Here is a 16,270-nt window from a genome sequence, read left to right as displayed (position 1 = left end):
GTACCACGAAAGTCTGTACCGATGCGCCTGCTGATTACCTGGCTGATCAATGCCGCGGCCCTGATGGCCCTGCCTTACCTGATGCACTCCGTCGACGTCTCCAGCATCGGCACCGCCCTGATCGCGGCGCTGGTGCTCGGACTGGTCAATACCCTGATCCGTCCGGTATTGGTGATCCTGACCCTGCCGGTCACCCTGGTGTCGATGGGCCTGTTCATCCTGGTCATCAACGCCTTGCTGTTCTGGCTGGTGTCGAATGTGGTCGACGGCTTCCAGGTGGCGGGTTTCTGGTCGGCCTTCCTGGCAGCCATCCTGTACAGCATTATTTCGTGGGCGCTTTCTACCTTGCTTCTTTCCGACAAAGATGGAAACTCCTGATTTCAGTATCGAGTTCTTCCCGCCCAAGACGCCGGAAGGCGCCGAGAAACTGCGCCTCGCGCGCGCGAAGCTGGCCGAGCTGAACCCGAAGTATTTTTCGGTGACCTTCGGCGCCGGCGGCAGCACCCAGCAGGGCACGCTGGCGACGGTGCGCGAGATCCAGGCCGCCGGCCATGAAGCCGCGCCGCACCTGTCCTGCATCGGCGCCACGCGCGATTCGATCCGCGACGTCCTCAAGCAATACCAGGACAGCGGCATCAAGCGCGTGGTGGCCCTGCGCGGCGATTTGCCGAGCGGTTACGGCGGCGCGGGCGAGCTGCGCTATGCCAGCGAACTGGTCGAATTCATTCGCCAGGAAACCGGCGACTGGTTCCACATCGAGGTCGCGGCCTATCCCGAGATGCACCCGCAGGCGCGTTCGCCGCAAGACGATTTGCAGGCTTTCGCGCGCAAGGTCCAGGCCGGGGCGAATGCCGCCATCACCCAGTATTTCTACAATGCCGACGCCTATTTCCAGTTCGTCGACAATGTGCGCAAGCTGGGTGTCGATGTGCCGGTCGTGGCCGGCATCATGCCGATCACGAACTATATGCAGCTGATGCGTTTCTCCGATATGTGCGGCGCCGAGATCCCGCGCTGGGTGCGCCTCAAGCTGGCCAGCTTCGGCGACGACAGCGCCTCGATCAAGGCCTTCGGGCTGGACGTCGTGACCGGCCTGTGCGAACGCCTGCTGGCCGGTGGCGCGCCGGGGCTGCATTTCTACAGCATGAACCAGGCGGCGCCGACGACGGCGATCTGGCAACGGTTGCGGGGGTAATGCCGGGCTGTTCATCGGTCGCTTGAACGCGTCGGCAGCAAGCTGCCAACCCTACATAGGGTTGGCAGCTTTGCCGCCGACGCGTTCAGCTTACGTTCGCATCGTGGCGCGCTACTCCTCGGTGATGACGCTATCCAACGGCACATCGTGCACATCCCCATCGAACGCGACCAACTGGCACGCATACGCAATCCCCACCGTCGCCGGCCGCGGCGCCGGCGCCAGGGTCCGGTCATAAAACCCACCCCCATACCCCACCCTATACCCTTGCGCATTGAACCCCAGGCAAGGCACCAGCAAGGCCGGCGGCCGTTCGATCATCCGCAACGCGCTCGGCACCGCCACCCCCAGCCGGTCCGTCTCCGTCGGCTCACCCGGAATCCATTCGGCAAATCCCAACGGCGCATCGCGCTCGACCACCACCGGCAATGCCAGCCGTACGCCTGCCGCGGCCATTTCCGCGTAGGCTGGACGCAAGTCCGGTTCGCCCGCCAGCGGCCAGTACACGCCCAGCGTTGTCTGGGGATGCGCCTGCCACCAGGCAATCACGCGCGCGCCGATGCGGTCGTCCCAGGCATGCCTGGTGGCCGGATCGATCGCCCGCCGCAAGGCCTTGAGGGTGTTGCGCAGCAAGGCTTTATCCTGTTGCTGGGCAACATTGCTGACTGCCGTGTCTGGTAGAGGCCCGGAGGCGCGTGGTATTCTTGGTTCGCCGGTCATGGTTTCAATGCAGCGTAATGTGAGAGTTGTGGATGTATCAATCGAAATTGTCAGCCGGCCTGTTGCCGGCCGCTATTGCCCTTGTTCTGTCCTGCGCATTGCCTGCAGGCGTCATGGCCCAGGAAGACCCCGATGCACCCGCGCCCGAGATCGCGCTGCCGCCGATACCTGCCGGTGCGCCGTCCGTTCCCGGCGCCGGCACGGTGGGCGTGCCGGCCGCCGGCGGGCCGACCCTGGTGGCCGACAGCCGCGCCGATGACGACAATTTCCTGCTATTGCGGGCAGCGGCGCGCCAGAACGATGATGCGCGCACCAATGCGATCGCCTCGCGCCTGTCGTCGAATTACTCGCTGGCATCCTACGTCGACTATTATCGTCTGAAACCGCGCCTGCGCGATGCCATCCAGGATGAGGTGCTGCAAGTGCTGCGCCGTCACGAAGGCACGGCCGTGGCCGAACAATTGCGCGCCGAATGGCTGCTGGAGCTGGGCAAGCGGCGCGAATGGAATACCTTCGAGCGCGAAGCCGGTACGCTGGCCCAGTCTGGCAGCGTGCAGATCCGTTGCTATGCCTTGCTGGCACGCGCCGAACGCGGCGAGCGGGTGGCCGACGAGGCGCGCGCATTGCTCAAATCCCCGGCCAGCTATGGCGATGCCTGCGGCGGCCTGATCGCGCAACTGGCCGGCAACGGCCAGTTCACCCAGGCCGACCTGCTGTGGCAGCTGCGCATTGCCGGCCTGGACAATACCACCGGCCCCGCGCGGCGCGTCGGCGTGCTGCTGGGCCTGCCGGAAACCCGCGCCGCCCAGGCGGTCGACATGCCCGCGATGGCGCTGGCGCGCGGCATCGGCAAGAGCCGCGCCGAGCGCGAACTATACCTGGTGGCGGTCGGCCGCATGGCGCGCACCACGCTCAAGATCGCCGTCGCCAGCCTGGAAAAGAACGGTCCGCAACTGACGGGCGAAGAGCGCGCCATCGGCTGGGCCAATGTGGCGCTGGCCGCCTCGATCGCGCTGGCGCCCGAGGCGCACGGCTACTGGGACCGCGCCAGGGGTGCAACGCTGACCGAATTCCAGATGCAGTGGAAGACCCGCATGGCGCTGCGCCGCGGCGACTGGAAGGAAGTGCGCGCCACCATCGAGGCGATGCCGTCCAACCTGCGCGCCGATTCCACCTGGATCTACTGGCTGGGCCGCGCCCTGCAGGCCGAAGGCCGCAGCGACGAGGCGCGCGCGCTGTGGCAGGGCATCGCCGCCCAGACCACGTTCTATACCCAGCTGGCTTATGAAGAGCTGGGCAACCAGGTGGTGGCGCCGCCGCCGGTAGCGCCGATCACGGCCGCCGAACTGTCCCAGGCGACCAATAATGCCAGCCTGCAGCGGGCCCTGAAGTTCTACCGTTTGAGCCTGCGCGCGGAAGGTAACCGCGAATGGAACTGGGGCTTGCGCGGGCTGTCTGAACGTCAGCTGCTGGCCGCCGCCGAGCTGGCGCGCCGCAACGAGATGCTCGATCGCATGATCGAAACCTCGCTGCGCACGCGCACCGAGCTCAGCTACGACCAGCGCTTCCCGGCGCCGCACCTCGAGGTCCTCAAGCCCACCGCCCATGGCCTGAGTCTCGACAAGGCCTGGGTGTATGGCCTCATCCGGCAAGAATCGCGCTTCATCCGCGACGCCCGTTCCGGCGTCGGCGCGTCGGGCCTGATGCAGGTGATGCCCGCCACCGGCAAGTGGGTGGCGGCCAAGATTGGCCTGGATAATTTCGTGCACACCATGCTCAACGACCTGCATACGAATATCACGCTCGGCGCCAACTACATGAATATGGTGCTCGCGAATTTCGAAGGCTCGCAAGTGCTGGCCACGGCCGCCTACAATGCCGGCCCGGGCCGCTCGCGCACCTGGCGCGGCCGGCTCGATGCGCCGATGGAGGGCGCGATCTTCGTCGAATCCATCCCTTTCACCGAGACGCGCGGCTATGTGCGCAACGTCATGGCCAATGCCACCAACTACGCCTCGATCTTCGAGGGCAAGCCGCAATCACTCAAGGCGCGCCTGGGCACGATCAGCCCGCGCCCGGGCAGCACGTCGGTACTGGACTAGCCATGGTCGCGCGGCCGCTCAAGGTGGTCCTGATCGGCGGCACCGGCTTCATCGGCCAGCACCTGGCCGCGCGCCTGTCCGACGATGGGGTGGGCGTGCTGGTCCTGGCGCGCCACTACGAAAGCGCCAAGCAACTGACCATGCTGCCGGGTGTCGACCTCGAGGTGGCCAATATCCATGACGACGCCGTGCTGCGCAAGCTGCTGGCCGGGCGCGACGCCGCGATCAACCTGGTCGGCGTGCTGCATGGCGGCCATGGCCGGCCCTATGGCGAAGGTTTCCGCCACCTGCACGTCGAACTGCCGCGCCGCATCGCTGCTGCCTGCGCAGATGTGGGCGTGCCGCGCTACCTGCACATGAGCGCGCTCGGCGCCAGCGCTTCCAGCCCTTCGATGTACGGGCGCTCCAAGGCCGATGGCGAACTCGCCGCGCGCAGCCAGCCGCAGGTGGCGGCCACCGTGTTCCGGCCCTCGGTGGTGTTCGGCCCCGGCGACCATTTTTTAACCATGTTCGCGCGCCTGCAGCGCCACCTGCCGCTGGTGCCGCTGGCGGCCAGCCGCGCGCGTTTCCAGCCGGTGTACGTGGGCGACGTCGCCGCCGCCTTCTCCATTGCCCTGGCGCGGCCCGACACCCGCGACGCCACGATCGAGCTGGGTGGCCCGGCCATCCATACCCTGGGCGAGCTGGTGCGCCTGGCCGGCCGCTTCGCCGGCCGCGAGCGCCAGGTGATCGGCTTGCCCGGCTGGGCGGCCCGCCTGCAGGCGCGGCTGTTCGAGCTGCTGCCGGGCGACCCCGTCGTCAGCCGCGACAATCTCGACTCGATGCTGGTCGATAATGTGGTGGCCGCCGACACCCATGCCTTGACAGCCGAGGCGCTCGGGATCAAGCTCACGGCGATCGAGTCGGTCGCGCCGCACTACCTCAACCGGCACGATCGTCTCGATACCCATCGTACCCACGCCGGACGCTGAAAGACCAACGACAACCATGCAGACCATCGAACGCGACCCCATTCTTGCCCGCACCCTCGACACGACCCGACACCCCGGTTTAACCCTGATCATCGGCAACAAGAACGTCTCCTCGTGGTCGATGCGGCCCTGGGTTGCGGCGGTCGCCTTCGGCATTCCTTTCACCGAAATCAAGGTTCTGCTCGACCAGCCCGATACCGCCAACCAGATCGCGCGCTACTCGCACGCGGGCCGGGTGCCGGTGCTGATGTCGGGCGACATGACGGTCTGGGACAGCCTGGCCATCACCGAATACTTGGCTGAGCAATTTCCTGACAAGCATATGTGGCCGCAAGACGTGGCCGCGCGCGCGCTGGCGCGTTCCATCGTGGCCGAGATGCATTCCGGCTTCGCCGATTTGCGCAACAGCATGTCGATGAACGTCCAGGCGCGCCTGCCGGGCCGCGGCCGCACGCCCGGCACCCAGGCCGACATCGGCCGCATCTGCGAGATCTTCGAGGATTGCCTGTCGCGCTTCGGCCACCACCAGTACCTGTTCGGCGACTTCTCGATCGCCGATGCCTTCTATGCGCCGGTGGTGTGCCGCTTCCAGACCTATGGCGTGACGCTGGCCCCGGCCCTGCAAGCCTATTGCGACCGCGTGCTGGCGCACCCGGCGGTAGCGCGCTGGGTGAGAGAAGCCATGGAAGAGACCGATCCGACCCCGCTGCACGACGCCGACCTGCCTGGCGAATGACGATGCGCAGCTACGTCGTTGGTGGCGCCGTGCGCGACGCCCTGCTGGGCCTGCCCGTGAAAGACCACGACCACGTGGTGGTTGGCGCCACCCCCGAACAGATGCTGGCGGCGGGCTTTCGCGCCGTCGGCAAGGATTTCCCGGTATTCTTGCATCCGCGCACGCAAGAGGAATACGCGCTGGCGCGCACCGAGCGCAAGACCGCGCCCGGCTACCACGGCTTCGTGTTCCACGCCGCGCCCGACGTCACGCTGGAACAAGACCTGGTGCGGCGCGACCTGACCATCAATGCGATGGCGCGGGCCGAGGACGGCAGCATCGTCGACCCCCACAACGGCCGGCAAGACCTGCAGGCACGCCTGTTCCGCCACGTGTCCGACGCCTTCGCCGAAGACCCGGTGCGCATCCTGCGCATCGCCCGCTTCGCCGCGCGCCTGCCCGACTTTACGGTGGCAAGCGACACCAACGCCCTGATGCGGCGCATGGTCGATGACGGCGAGGTCGACGCGCTGGTGGCCGAACGCGTCTGGCAAGAGCTGGCGCGCGGGCTGATGGAGCGCCGGCCGTCGCGCATGCTCGACGTGCTGCGCGACTGCGGCGCGCTGGCGCGCATCCTGCCCGAGCTCGATGCGGCATGGAGCGCGTCGATGCTGGCGACGATCGACCGGGCCGCCGCACAAGATCATCCGCTCGAGGTGCGCTTCGCCGTCCTGGCGCGCGCCATGCAGGGTGTCGACACCATCCAGGCCGTATGTAAACGCCTCAAGGTACCCAACGAATGCCGCGACCTGGCCGTGATGACGGCGCGCGAGATACACACCGTCGGCCGCGCGCCGCTGCTCACCGCCGAGGAAATCGTCACGTTGTGCGAGCGTTGCGACGCTTTCCGCAAGCCCGAGCGTTTCGCCCAGATGCTGCTGGCGGCCGCCTGCACCGAAAGCGGCGATGCCGATTCGCACGCAGCGCGCCTGCTCGCTGCCCTGGGCGCGACGCGCGCCGTCAACGCGGGCGAGGTCGCGGCGCGCCACGCCGGGCACAAGGACCGCATTCCCGGTGCGGTCCATGCCGCGCGCGTCGAGGCCGTGGCAGCGATGTTGCACTAAACCAACTAATCGGCATACACCCACGCATTCTGTTACATGTAGTTACACGGTGGGTAGAGTGTGGCCTGTCGTTTTGGTATCCTTCAGTAAAGTAAATTGTTGCGCTGGAGAAAACGATGTTCACCTTGCTGGCACGGCGTGTTGCGAGTTGGAGCCGACGCCGCCGTATGCTGCTGGCCAGCGTGGCGATCCTGTTCATGAGCGCAACGCTGGTGTTCCTTTATGTGCGGACCGAATCGGTCGATCCGGAGATCCGCAACAGCGTCATGCTGAACATGCGAGAGCTGGAAAAGCTCGACGCCGAATGGGACGCCAACATCCTGCGCGCCCATACCGGCCGCGCGTCGACCCCGCTCGACCTCTCTTCGCAACTGCCGCGCATGCACGACCTGATGGCGCGCCTGGGCGATACCTTGCCGCTCACCGGCGACAGCGCCGCCCAGGCCGCCTTTTCCCAGCTGCAAGAGGCGCTGCAGGGCAAGGAGCAGCTGGTGGCCCAGTTCGCCCGGCACAATCCGCCGCTGCGGGCGGCATTGCTGCACATGCCGCCGGCCGTGGCCGACCTCAAGACCGAGATTTCCGGCATCGAAGGCGCGCTGGCGCCGGGGCGCATCGTGGTGCGGCTCGACACCACCCTCAATTCGCTGCTGACCGAGACCCTGCGCTACAACATCGCGCCGAGCCCGGCGCTGGCGGCCCGCATCGATGAAATCCTGGGCGACGTCGCGGCCCAGCAGATCGCGTTCTCGCCGGCCACGATCGACAAGATGGATGCCGTGATCGCCAGTTGTCGCGTGATCCTGGAAAAACGGCCGCTGGAAAACCTGCTCGAGGCCCAGATCGCCGCCGCCGGCAGCGACGTCGCGCTCGACCGCCTGGAGCGCGAGTTCGAACGCTCCTTCGACGCCGTGCTGCTCGAGCGCCAGCGCTTTCGCGGCTACCTGTTCGCCTATTGCGCCGTGCTGATGGTGCTGCTGGCCTATGCCGGCGCGCGCCTGCGCAGCAGCTACCGCGTCATCGGCGTCGTCAATCGCCGCCTGCAGGCCGCCAACGAGACGCTCGAGCAGCGCGTGGCCGAGCGCACCGCCGAGCTCGAAGCGCAGTCGCGCCAGCTCGAGCGCCTGGCCCAGCACGACAGCCTGACCGGCCTGATCAACTACCGCCAGCTGACCCGCCTGCTGGAACGGGCGCTGGCACGCGCCGACCGCCGAGACAGCGTGGTGGTGCTGATGTTCATCGACCTCGACGGCTTCAAGGCGGTCAACGATACCTGGGGCCATGCCGCCGGCGACCTGGTGCTGCAGATGGTGGCGCGCCGGGTAGGGGCCAAGCTGCGCGCCGAGGATGCGCTGGCGCGCCTGGGCGGCGACGAATTCGTGATCCTGCTCGAAGACGTGGCCTCGGAAAGCGGCGCGTTGCGCGTGGCGCGCCTGGCGCTCGAGGAAATCGAATCGATCACCGAGGCCGACGGCCATGCGGTGACGATCTCGGCCAGCATCGGCATCGCCAGCGCGCGCGGCCAGATGGGCGCCGCGCGCGGACAAGAGGCCTTGCTGGCCGATGCCGACAAGGCCATGTACGCGGCCAAGCAGGCCGGCAAGGGGCGCTTCGTGGTCAGCCCGCAATCGCAATGGCTGGGCCAGGACCTTCCTTCGGGACTGGCGCCCGACCATGCCGCGCGCGACAATGTGCCAGGCAGCCTGCCGGACGCCGCGGTCAGCAGCCAGGTTGGGAATACGGCGGGCGCCGACCCGATCGGCTAGAATCAGGCTGTTGCAGTCCATGAAAGTGTCGAGATGCTGGACAATCCCCTACGTCGCTGGATCCAGGGCCTGAGAGGCAAGAAGGGCCAGCCGCCGGTGCTGGTCAAGGAGCTTGGCGAACGCGACCGCCGTCGCGTGCTGCGCCACCTGCTGGCGCTGGACAGCAATGACCGCCTGCTGCGCTTCGGCAGCATGATCCCGGATGCGCAGATCGCCGCCTACGTCGCCAAGATCGATTTTTCGCGCGATATCGTGTTCGGCGTGCTCAATAATGTGTTCCAGCTGGTGGGCATGGGCCACCTGGCCTTCGCCTCGGCCGACGGGCGCCGGTCGACGACCAAGGAGCAGGTGGCCGAATTCGGCGTGTCGGTGTCGAAGTCGGCGCGCGGGCAGGGCGTGGGCACGCGCCTGTTCCAGCGCGCGGCGATCCACTGCCGCAATTCGGATGTCGACACCCTGTATATGCAGTGCCTGACCTCGAACCAGACCATGATGCACATCGCCAGGAAGGCCGGCATGCGCATCAAGCGCGAGTATGGCGAGGCCGACGCCCACCTGGAACTGCCGCCGCCCAGCCCGGGCAGCGTGATGGCCGAGGCGCTCGAAGAGCAGTTCGCGGCCATCGACTACACGGTCAAGGCCAATACCCGCGCGGCGCTCAAGTACCTCACGCCCTGGAAGCGCCCCAGGTAGGCACAGCGCACCAGCCGACCTTCCTACTGCGTCTTGGTGGTGGTGACGGTGGTCGCGCCCGCGGGACTGGTGACGGTGGCCGCCTGGGCTTTCTTGTCGGCCTCGGCTTTCTTGTTCTTTTCCATCTCGGCTTCCGTTATTTTTTCCTGTTCCTTGCGCCGCTCTTCTGCGGTTTTGCGCTTTTCTTCTTCGACGCGGATTTCCCTGATCGCGGCTGTTTCGGCAAGAACGATTCTCTCGGCAGTGTTCAGGGCCGCGGTCTGCAGTTTTAATAATTCTTGCTCGGTAATGACCCGGTTCGCATACATCTGGCAAAACTGGTAAGAGGTTGCCTGGTACAGGATGATGCCTGGCGAGCGCCGGTTCAGGACGTAGTTATTGCTTGCCGCAGACAACGCCACTTGTGCCTCGAGCAGCGAGGTGCCGGTCTGTTTCAGGTCGGCGGCCAGCCTGGATGCCGAGGCCATGTCGATGCCGACCTCGGTGGGATTTTCCGAGCAAAAGCGCTGGCTCTCGAAATGATAGAGCACGGCCCGGCGTTCGGGATTCAGTGATAACACGCCCAGTTTGGAATAGTCGAAGCTGCTGCGCCGCAGATTGTCTTCGATGACCGGCTTTTCCATGGGGCGCGTCAGCCAGGAGCATCCCGGTAGCGCGATGGCGCCAAAAACCAGCACGATGGAGATGCATTCCCTGCCGAAGCCGACGGATTTCATGGCATGTCCTCCCAAATTACCGGGACATCATGTCACGCCATCTGTATGGCAAATAGCGGTTTTCGATTGGCGTCGTGGGCGAGCGACATCGCCAGGGCGGTTCTCCGGATTCGACGACAGCATCGAACAAAATGGAGGCCGCGCCCGGCGGCTCCGGTCAGACCAGCGGCATCGCCGTGGTTTCCTTGATGCGCTGCAGGGCGAAGCTCGATTTCACGTCGAGCACCGCCGGATGCTTGAGCAGGGTGCCCATCATGAAGCGCGAGAAATGGTCCATGTCCTCGACATGCACGCGCAGCAGGAAATCCATGTCCCCGGTCATCGCATAGCAGGCCACGACTTCGGGCCAGGCGCCGACCGACACCGCGAAATCGTTGCGCGGCGACGTCGCCGGCAAGCCGGGCTGGCGGGTGGTGCTGGCCACCTCGCTGTGCTTTTCCAGCCGCACATTCACATAGGCAAGCAGCCCGAGCCCGATCTTGTCCGGGTCGAGCAGCGCCACGTACTGGCGGATGACGCCCGCTTCTTCCAGGCGCTTGATGCGGCGCAGGCAGGGCGAGGGCGACAGGTTGACCCGCTCGGCCACGTCCTGGTTGGACAGCCGGCCATCGCTTTGCAAGATCTCCAGTATCTTGCGGTCTGTTTTATCCAGTTCAATCTTCGACATACCCATCCCTGTTCGACTTTTATGTGGCAATTTTATTGCGCAATTCAAGAAGAAGGGGGAATTATTTGGAATTTAATGCTGGAGGGGCAGGACTATACTGGCTCGCATACGGCAGGCGAGATGCAGGAAATGCGCCGCTGCGGTATCCGACACGAGAATCTTGGAGACACCCATGAACGCACCCACGGAGCGCGCCCACCTGGCGTTGCCGGAGCAGTCCTCGCCTTCCCAGCCGCAGCACGACATCACGCTCGACGACAAATGGACGCTCGAGCGCGGCCGCGCCTTCATGACCGGCACCCAGGCCCTGATCCGCCTGCCGATGCTGCAGCGCGAGCGCGACCTGAAGGCCGGCCTGAACACCGCCGGCTTCATCACCGGCTACCGTGGCTCGCCGGTCACCTCGGTCGACCAGACCGCGATGAAGGCGAAGAAGCACCTCGACGCCCACCACGTCAAGTTCCACCCCGGCATGAACGAAGACCTGGCGGCGACCTCGGTCTGGGGCACCCAGCAGACCAATCTCTACAAGGATGCCAGGTACGACGGCGTGTTCGCCATGTGGTACGGCAAGGGGCCTGGCGTGGACCGCTGCGGCGATGTCTTCAAGCATGGCAACAATGCCGGCTCGTCGAAGCATGGCGGCGTGCTGGTGCTGGCCGGCGACGACCACGCGGCCAAGTCGTCCTCGACCGCGCACCAGTCCGACCACATCCTGACCCACTGCGGCATCCCGGTGCTGTATCCGTCCTCGGTCCAGGAATACCTCGACTTCGGCCTGCATGCCTGGGCCATGAGCCGCTATACCGGCCTGTGGGTGTCGATGAAGTGCGTGACCGACATCATCGAATCGGGCGCCGTGGTCGACCTGGATCCCGACCGCGTGCAGATCGTCACCCCGACCGATTTCCAGCTGCCGCCGGATGGCCTCAACATCCGCTGGCCGGACGCCGTGCTGGACCAGGAAGTGCGGATGAGCAACCACAAATGGTATGCCGCCCTGGCCTATGCGCGCGCGAATAAACTGAACCGCATCATCTGGGACAGCCCGCAGCCCAAGATCGGCATCATCACCGCCGGCAAGAGCTATCTCGACACGCGCCAGGCGCTGGCCGACCTCGGCATCGACGAACAGGCCGCGCGCGACATCGGCCTGCGCCTGTACAAGGTCGGCATGACCTGGCCGCTCGAGGCTGAAGGCGTGCACGAATTCGCACGCGGCCTGGACGAGATCCTGGTGGTCGAGGAAAAGCGCCAGGTGATGGAATACGCGCTCAAGGAAGAGCTGTACAACTTGCCGGACGGCGAGCGCCCGCGCGTGGTCGGCAAGTTCGACGATACCGGCGAGTGGAGCAACAAGAACCGGATGGGCCATGGCGACTGGCTGCTGCCGGCGACCTATGAGCTGAACCCGGCACAGATCGCGCGCGCCATCGCCTCGCGTATCTCGCACTACTGCGCTGGCCACCCGGTGGCCGAGCGGGTCAAGGAACGCATCGCCTTCCTGGAAGCCAAGGAGCTGGTGCTCAAGAGTATCCCGGCGAAACCGAATCCCGAGACCGACCGTATCCCGTACTTCTGCTCGGGCTGCCCGCACAACAGCTCGACCAAGGTGCCGGAAGGCTCGCGCGCCATGGCCGGCATCGGCTGCCACTACATGGTGCTGTGGATGGACCGCGAGACGTCGACCTTCACCCATATGGGCGCCGAGGGCACGACCTGGATCGGCCAGGCCCCGTTCACCGACGAGAAGCACGTGTTCGTCAACCTGGGGGACGGCACCTACTTCCATTCCGGGATCCTGGCGATCCGCGCCGCGGTGGCGGCCAAGGTCAACATCACCTATAAAATCCTGTACAACGATGCGGTCGCGATGACCGGCGGCCAGAACGTCGACGGCCCGCTCGACCCGGGCATGATCAGCCGCCAGATCGCGGCCGAAGGCGTCACGCCGATCATCGTCGTCACCGACGAACCCGATAAATACCCGAGCGACTACGCCTGGGCGCCGGGCACCACGGTGCGCCATCGCTCCGAGCTGATGGAAGTGCAGCGCGAGCTGCGCGAGATGCCGGGCGTGTCGGCCGTGATCTACGACCAGACCTGCGCCTCCGAGAAGCGCCGCCGTCGCAAGAAAGGCGAGTTCCCCGACCCGGCCAAGCGCGTCGTGATCAACGAAGCCGTGTGCGAAGGCTGCGGCGACTGCTCGGTGCAGTCCAACTGCCTGTCGGTCGAGCCGCTCGAAACCGAATTGGGCCGCAAGCGCCAGATCAACCAGTCCTCGTGCAACAAGGATTATTCGTGCGTGTCGGGCTTCTGCCCGAGCTTCGTCACCGTCGAAGGCGGCGGCTTGAAAAAGCCGAAGAAAGCGGCGACCAGCGAGGCCGCGCCGCCTGTGTTGCCGATGCCCTTCATCCCGTCGGTCGTGGCGCCGTACGGCATCCTGGTGGCCGGCGTCGGCGGCACCGGCGTGGTCACCGTGGGCCAGATCCTGGCCGTGGCGGCCCATGTCGAAGGCAAGGGCGCCGTCGTGCTCGACCAGAGCGGCCTGGCCCAGAAGGGCGGCCCGGTGATGTCGCACGTGCGCCTGGCCGAGCGCCAGGCAGACCTGCACTCGACCCGCGTCGGCACCGGCAGCGCCGACCTGGTGATCGGTTGCGACCAGATCGTCGCCGCCAGCCGCGACGCCCTGAGCCGCATGGGCGAGGGCCGCACGTGGGCCGCGGTCAACGCCAGCGGCTCGACCACCGCGGCCTTCGTCAAGAACCCGGACTGGCAATTCCCGGCCGAGGGCTCGCGCGGCGCCATCGAACAGGCCTGCGGCAAGGACAACGTCGACTTCCTGGACGCCGGCCAGATCGCCACCGCGCTGCTGGGCGACGCGATCGCGACCAATATGTTCATGCTCGGCTACGCCTTCCAGAAAGGCCGCGTGCCGCTGCAAGAGAGCTCGCTGCTCAAGGCGATCGAACTCAATGGCGTGTCGGTCGCGTTCAACAAGGCGGCCTTTAATTGGGGCCGCAGCGCGGCGCACGACCTGGCCGCGGTGAGCCGCGCAGCGATGCCCGCCAAGGTGATCGAGTTCAAGCGTATCCAGACCCTGGACGACATCGTCGGCCGCCGCATCGAGCTGCTCACCGCCTATCAAAACGCGGCCTATGCAGGCCAGTACAAGGCTTTCGTCGACCAGGTGCGCGCGCAGGAAGAACGACTCGGCAAGGGCACCCGCCTGGCCGAAGCGGTGGCGCGCTACTTCTACAAGCTGATGGCCTACAAGGACGAGTACGAGGTCGCGCGCCTGCACACCGACCCGGTCTTCCGCGAGAAGATCGGCGCCATGTTCGAAGGCGACGCCAGGCTCAAGTTCCACCTGGCGCCGCCCTTGATGGCCAAGCATGACAAGGAAGGCCGCGCCATCAAGCGCGAGTACGGCCCGTGGATGATGAGCGCCTTCGGCGTGCTGGCGAAGTTCAAGGGCTTGCGCGGCACCGCCTTCGACGTGTTCGGCTACACGGCCGAGCGCAAGATGGAGCGTGCCCTGATCGGCCAGTATCGCGAGACCGTGGCGGCGCTGCTGCCGAAGCTCACCGCCGACAATCTGGCGCAGGCGGTGGCGATCGCCAGCATCCCGGAACACATCCGCGGCTATGGCCACGTGAAGGAGCGTCACCTGAAGGCGGCCAGGGAGAAAGAGGCGGCGCTGGTGGCGGCCTTCCACGCGCCGGGCATCACGCCGCGGGCCGCGTGACGATCGATGGCGCGGACGACGTCAGGTGTCCGCGCCATTATTCATTGACCGCTTGATATCACTCGTTGTCCGCTAGCCTCAACCGTGACAGTTGGTTGTATTCGGGCCTGATTTCGGCGTCTATAATCAGGCGCATGAGCACGCCATTCACGCCCCGTCGCACGACCCTCCCATTGCGTTTGATTTCCAGCTCGCTCGCCGCGCTGTTCGTCCTCGCCGGCTGCGGCGGTGGAGGCGGATCGCCGGGCGTGGGCGCGCCGCCGGTGGCGCAACAACCGCCACCGACCACGCCGACCAATCCGGCGCCCCCGACCGGCACCCAGCCGACCCCGGAAGACCTGAACCCGAACCTGCTGGGCGATGCCTACGGCACCTACTGGAACAAGTGCGCCGTCCCGCGCACGGGTGTGGATGCGAGCGGCAAGGCGTATCCGGACACGCAAGGCACGCTGCTCGACGAACTCAAGTTCCTGCGCGCCTGGACCAACCAGTACTACCTCTGGTACAACGAGGTCCCGAACACCTACAAGATGGCCGATTTCACGAGCGCGCTCGATTACTTCGATGTGCTCAAGACGCCGGCCGTCACTGCCAGCGGCCAGCCCAAGGACCGGTATCACTTCACCTATACGACCGCCGAGTGGGATGCGATGCAGACCCAGGGCATCAGCCTGGGCTATGGCATCACCTGGTCGCGCAGTACCAATGAAGGCGCGCCGCGCACCTGGCTGGTCACGGCGGTCGAGCCGGGTTCGCCGGCCTCTGCCGCCGGCCTGCTGCGCGGCGACATGCTGCTCAAGGTCGATGGCGTCGACTTCGTCAATACCGAAGACGAAGCAGCGATCGACATCATCAATGCCGGCCTGTTCCCGGAAAGCGTGGGCGCCGCCCACCGCTTCACCTTGCAGCGCGCCGGCGTGCAGTACGAGGCGAGGATGATCGGGGCCGAGGTGGTCAAGGCGCCGGTCAAGAACGTCAAGGTGATCGAGACCCCCAGCGGCAAGGTCGGCTACCTGACCTTCGACAGTTTCAACGCGGTGTCCGAGAAGCAGCTGTATGACGCCTTCACCACCTTCAGGCAGGCCGGCGTGAATGACCTGGTGCTGGACGTGCGCTACAACGGCGGCGGCTTGCTGTACGTGGCCAGCCAGCTGGCCTATATGATCGCCGGCCCCGAGTCGACGAGCGGCAAGGTGTTCGAGCGCTCGCAGTACAACGACAAGACGCCGGCCTACCAGCCGATCCTGTTCCGCTCGACCGCCTGGGGCTTCGCGTCGAGCAATCCGCTGCGCACCGGCACCTCGCTGCCGACCCTGGGCCTGAAGCGGGTGACCGTGCTCAGCACCGAGGGCACCTGCTCGGCCAGCGAATCGGTGATCAACGGCCTGCGCGGCGCCGACATCGAAGTGATCCAGATCGGCGGCACCACCTGCGGCAAGCCCTATGGCTTCACGCCGGTGCCGAACTGCGGCACGACTTATTTCTCGATCGAGTTCCAGGGCGTGAACCACAAGGGCTTCGGCGATTTCACCGACGGTTTCACGCCAACCTGCCGGGCAAGCGACGACCTGTCGCGGCCGGTGGGGGACCAGGACGAAGGCTTGCTGGCCACGGCCCTGGCCTACCGCGCCAGCGGGGCTTGCCCGGCCTCAAGCACGGCCTCGAGCGCGGCCCGGGCGCGCCTGGTGCCGATGCGGATCGTGCGGCCTGAGGTCGAGGAGATCTCGATCCATACCACGCCGGGCGCGCCGCCGGCGCGTTGATCCATTGATATGGTGGGCGGCCATGCCGCCCACCATAACTGTTGCATGTAGAACACGTCTATAATCTCCGGCTTCCTTCCTAGTCATTGCCGG

At 66.1% G+C, this 16,270-nt stretch carries 13 protein-coding genes; 10 read left to right on the top strand and 3 right to left on the bottom strand.

Annotated elements, in window-relative coordinates:
- Positions 1–21: 21 nt before the first annotated feature.
- A complete protein-coding gene (locus E8M83_RS06030; protein ID WP_137172465.1) occupies positions 22–378 on the top strand; it encodes a phage holin family protein in 357 nt (118 codons plus the stop codon).
- A complete protein-coding gene (gene metF, locus E8M83_RS06025) occupies positions 365–1,195 on the top strand; it encodes a methylenetetrahydrofolate reductase [NAD(P)H] (protein ID WP_137172464.1) in 831 nt (276 codons plus the stop codon). Before E8M83_RS06030 ends, metF begins: the two co-directional genes overlap by 14 nt.
- 111 nt (positions 1,196–1,306) lie before the next feature.
- Here metF and E8M83_RS06020 read toward each other — a convergent pair whose 3' ends face one another.
- Positions 1,307–1,915, bottom strand: coding sequence for a 5-formyltetrahydrofolate cyclo-ligase (locus E8M83_RS06020; protein ID WP_137172463.1), 609 nt, complete (start codon positions 1,913–1,915; stop codon positions 1,307–1,309).
- Between the two features lie 113 nt (positions 1,916–2,028).
- Here E8M83_RS06020 and E8M83_RS06015 point away from each other — a divergent pair, with 113 nt between their 5' ends.
- The 6 genes from E8M83_RS06015 to E8M83_RS05990 all read left to right on the top strand — a co-directional run bounded on the left by E8M83_RS06015 (position 2,029) and on the right by E8M83_RS05990 (position 9,283).
- Positions 2,029–4,017, top strand: a complete 1,989-nt coding sequence (locus E8M83_RS06015; RefSeq protein ID WP_137172462.1) for a lytic transglycosylase domain-containing protein — start codon at positions 2,029–2,031, stop codon at positions 4,015–4,017.
- Between the two features lie 2 nt (positions 4,018–4,019).
- Positions 4,020–4,988: a complex I NDUFA9 subunit family protein gene (locus E8M83_RS06010; protein WP_137172461.1), complete on the top strand. Its 969-nt coding sequence runs from the start codon at positions 4,020–4,022 to the stop codon at positions 4,986–4,988.
- 16 nt (positions 4,989–5,004) lie between these two features.
- A complete protein-coding gene (locus E8M83_RS06005) occupies positions 5,005–5,724 on the top strand; it encodes a glutathione S-transferase family protein (RefSeq protein ID WP_137172460.1) in 720 nt (239 codons plus the stop codon).
- Positions 5,725–5,726: 2 nt separating this feature from the next.
- Positions 5,727–6,827 carry a multifunctional CCA addition/repair protein gene (locus tag E8M83_RS06000; RefSeq protein ID WP_137172459.1) on the top strand — a complete coding sequence of 367 codons (1,101 nt, stop codon included), beginning with the start codon at positions 5,727–5,729 and terminating at the stop codon, positions 6,825–6,827.
- A 167-nt stretch (positions 6,828–6,994) separates the two neighbouring features.
- Positions 6,995–8,590 (top strand): diguanylate cyclase, encoded by a 1,596-nt coding sequence (locus tag E8M83_RS05995; protein WP_229491430.1) that lies wholly within the window; start codon positions 6,995–6,997, stop codon positions 8,588–8,590.
- 33 nt (positions 8,591–8,623) lie between these two features.
- On the top strand, positions 8,624–9,283 hold the full coding sequence (locus E8M83_RS05990) for a GNAT family N-acetyltransferase (RefSeq protein WP_137172458.1): 660 nt from the start codon (positions 8,624–8,626) through the stop codon (positions 9,281–9,283).
- Between the two features lie 23 nt (positions 9,284–9,306).
- On the opposite strand, the gene E8M83_RS05985 is transcribed toward E8M83_RS05990, so the two are convergent.
- Together E8M83_RS05985 and E8M83_RS05980 are read right to left on the bottom strand one after the other, a co-directional pair.
- Positions 9,307–9,999: a hypothetical protein gene (locus E8M83_RS05985; RefSeq protein WP_137172457.1), complete on the bottom strand. Its 693-nt coding sequence runs from the start codon at positions 9,997–9,999 to the stop codon at positions 9,307–9,309.
- Between the two features lie 157 nt (positions 10,000–10,156).
- Positions 10,157–10,666 (bottom strand): Lrp/AsnC family transcriptional regulator, encoded by a 510-nt coding sequence (locus E8M83_RS05980; protein WP_137172456.1) that lies wholly within the window; start codon positions 10,664–10,666, stop codon positions 10,157–10,159.
- Between the two features lie 172 nt (positions 10,667–10,838).
- Between E8M83_RS05980 and E8M83_RS05975 the strand changes: the two genes are divergently transcribed.
- The gene (locus E8M83_RS05975; protein ID WP_137172455.1) at positions 10,839–14,414 is read left to right on the top strand and encodes an indolepyruvate ferredoxin oxidoreductase family protein; all 3,576 of its coding nucleotides are present in this window, start codon (positions 10,839–10,841) and stop codon (positions 14,412–14,414) included.
- A gap of 173 nt (positions 14,415–14,587) precedes the next feature.
- Positions 14,588–16,177, top strand: coding sequence for a S41 family peptidase (locus tag E8M83_RS05970; protein WP_229491429.1), 1,590 nt, complete (start codon positions 14,588–14,590; stop codon positions 16,175–16,177).
- Positions 16,178–16,270: the final 93 nt, after the last annotated feature.

It is taken from the genome of Massilia sp. HP4 (assembly GCF_005222695.1).
GTDB lineage: Bacteria > Pseudomonadota > Gammaproteobacteria > Burkholderiales > Burkholderiaceae_D > Telluria.
The sequence above is the reverse complement of the archived record's forward strand: the minus strand, read 5'-3'. Positions and strand labels throughout refer to the sequence as shown.

Bases quoted from the DNA above. Each gene is read 5' to 3' on its own strand.
- E8M83_RS06010 (WP_137172461.1), top strand. From the start codon at position 4,020: ATGGTCGCGCGGCCGCTCAAGGTGGTCCTGATCGGCGGCACCGGCTTC.
- E8M83_RS06000 (WP_137172459.1), top strand. From the start codon at position 5,727: ATGCGCAGCTACGTCGTTGGTGGCGCCGTGCGCGACGCCCTGCTGGGC.
- E8M83_RS05980 (WP_137172456.1), bottom strand. From the start codon at position 10,666: ATGTCGAAGATTGAACTGGATAAAACAGACCGCAAGATACTGGAGATC.
- E8M83_RS05995 (WP_229491430.1), top strand. From the start codon at position 6,995: ATGCTGCTGGCCAGCGTGGCGATCCTGTTCATGAGCGCAACGCTGGTG.
- E8M83_RS05990 (WP_137172458.1), top strand. From the start codon at position 8,624: ATGCTGGACAATCCCCTACGTCGCTGGATCCAGGGCCTGAGAGGCAAG.
- metF (WP_137172464.1), top strand. From the start codon at position 365: ATGGAAACTCCTGATTTCAGTATCGAGTTCTTCCCGCCCAAGACGCCG.
- E8M83_RS06015 (WP_137172462.1), top strand. From the start codon at position 2,029: ATGGCCCAGGAAGACCCCGATGCACCCGCGCCCGAGATCGCGCTGCCG.
- E8M83_RS05975 (WP_137172455.1), top strand. From the start codon at position 10,839: ATGAACGCACCCACGGAGCGCGCCCACCTGGCGTTGCCGGAGCAGTCC.
- E8M83_RS05985 (WP_137172457.1), bottom strand. From the start codon at position 9,999: ATGAAATCCGTCGGCTTCGGCAGGGAATGCATCTCCATCGTGCTGGTT.
- E8M83_RS06030 (WP_137172465.1), top strand. From the start codon at position 22: ATGCGCCTGCTGATTACCTGGCTGATCAATGCCGCGGCCCTGATGGCC.
- E8M83_RS06005 (WP_137172460.1), top strand. From the start codon at position 5,005: ATGCAGACCATCGAACGCGACCCCATTCTTGCCCGCACCCTCGACACG.
- E8M83_RS06020 (WP_137172463.1), bottom strand. From the start codon at position 1,915: ATGACCGGCGAACCAAGAATACCACGCGCCTCCGGGCCTCTACCAGAC.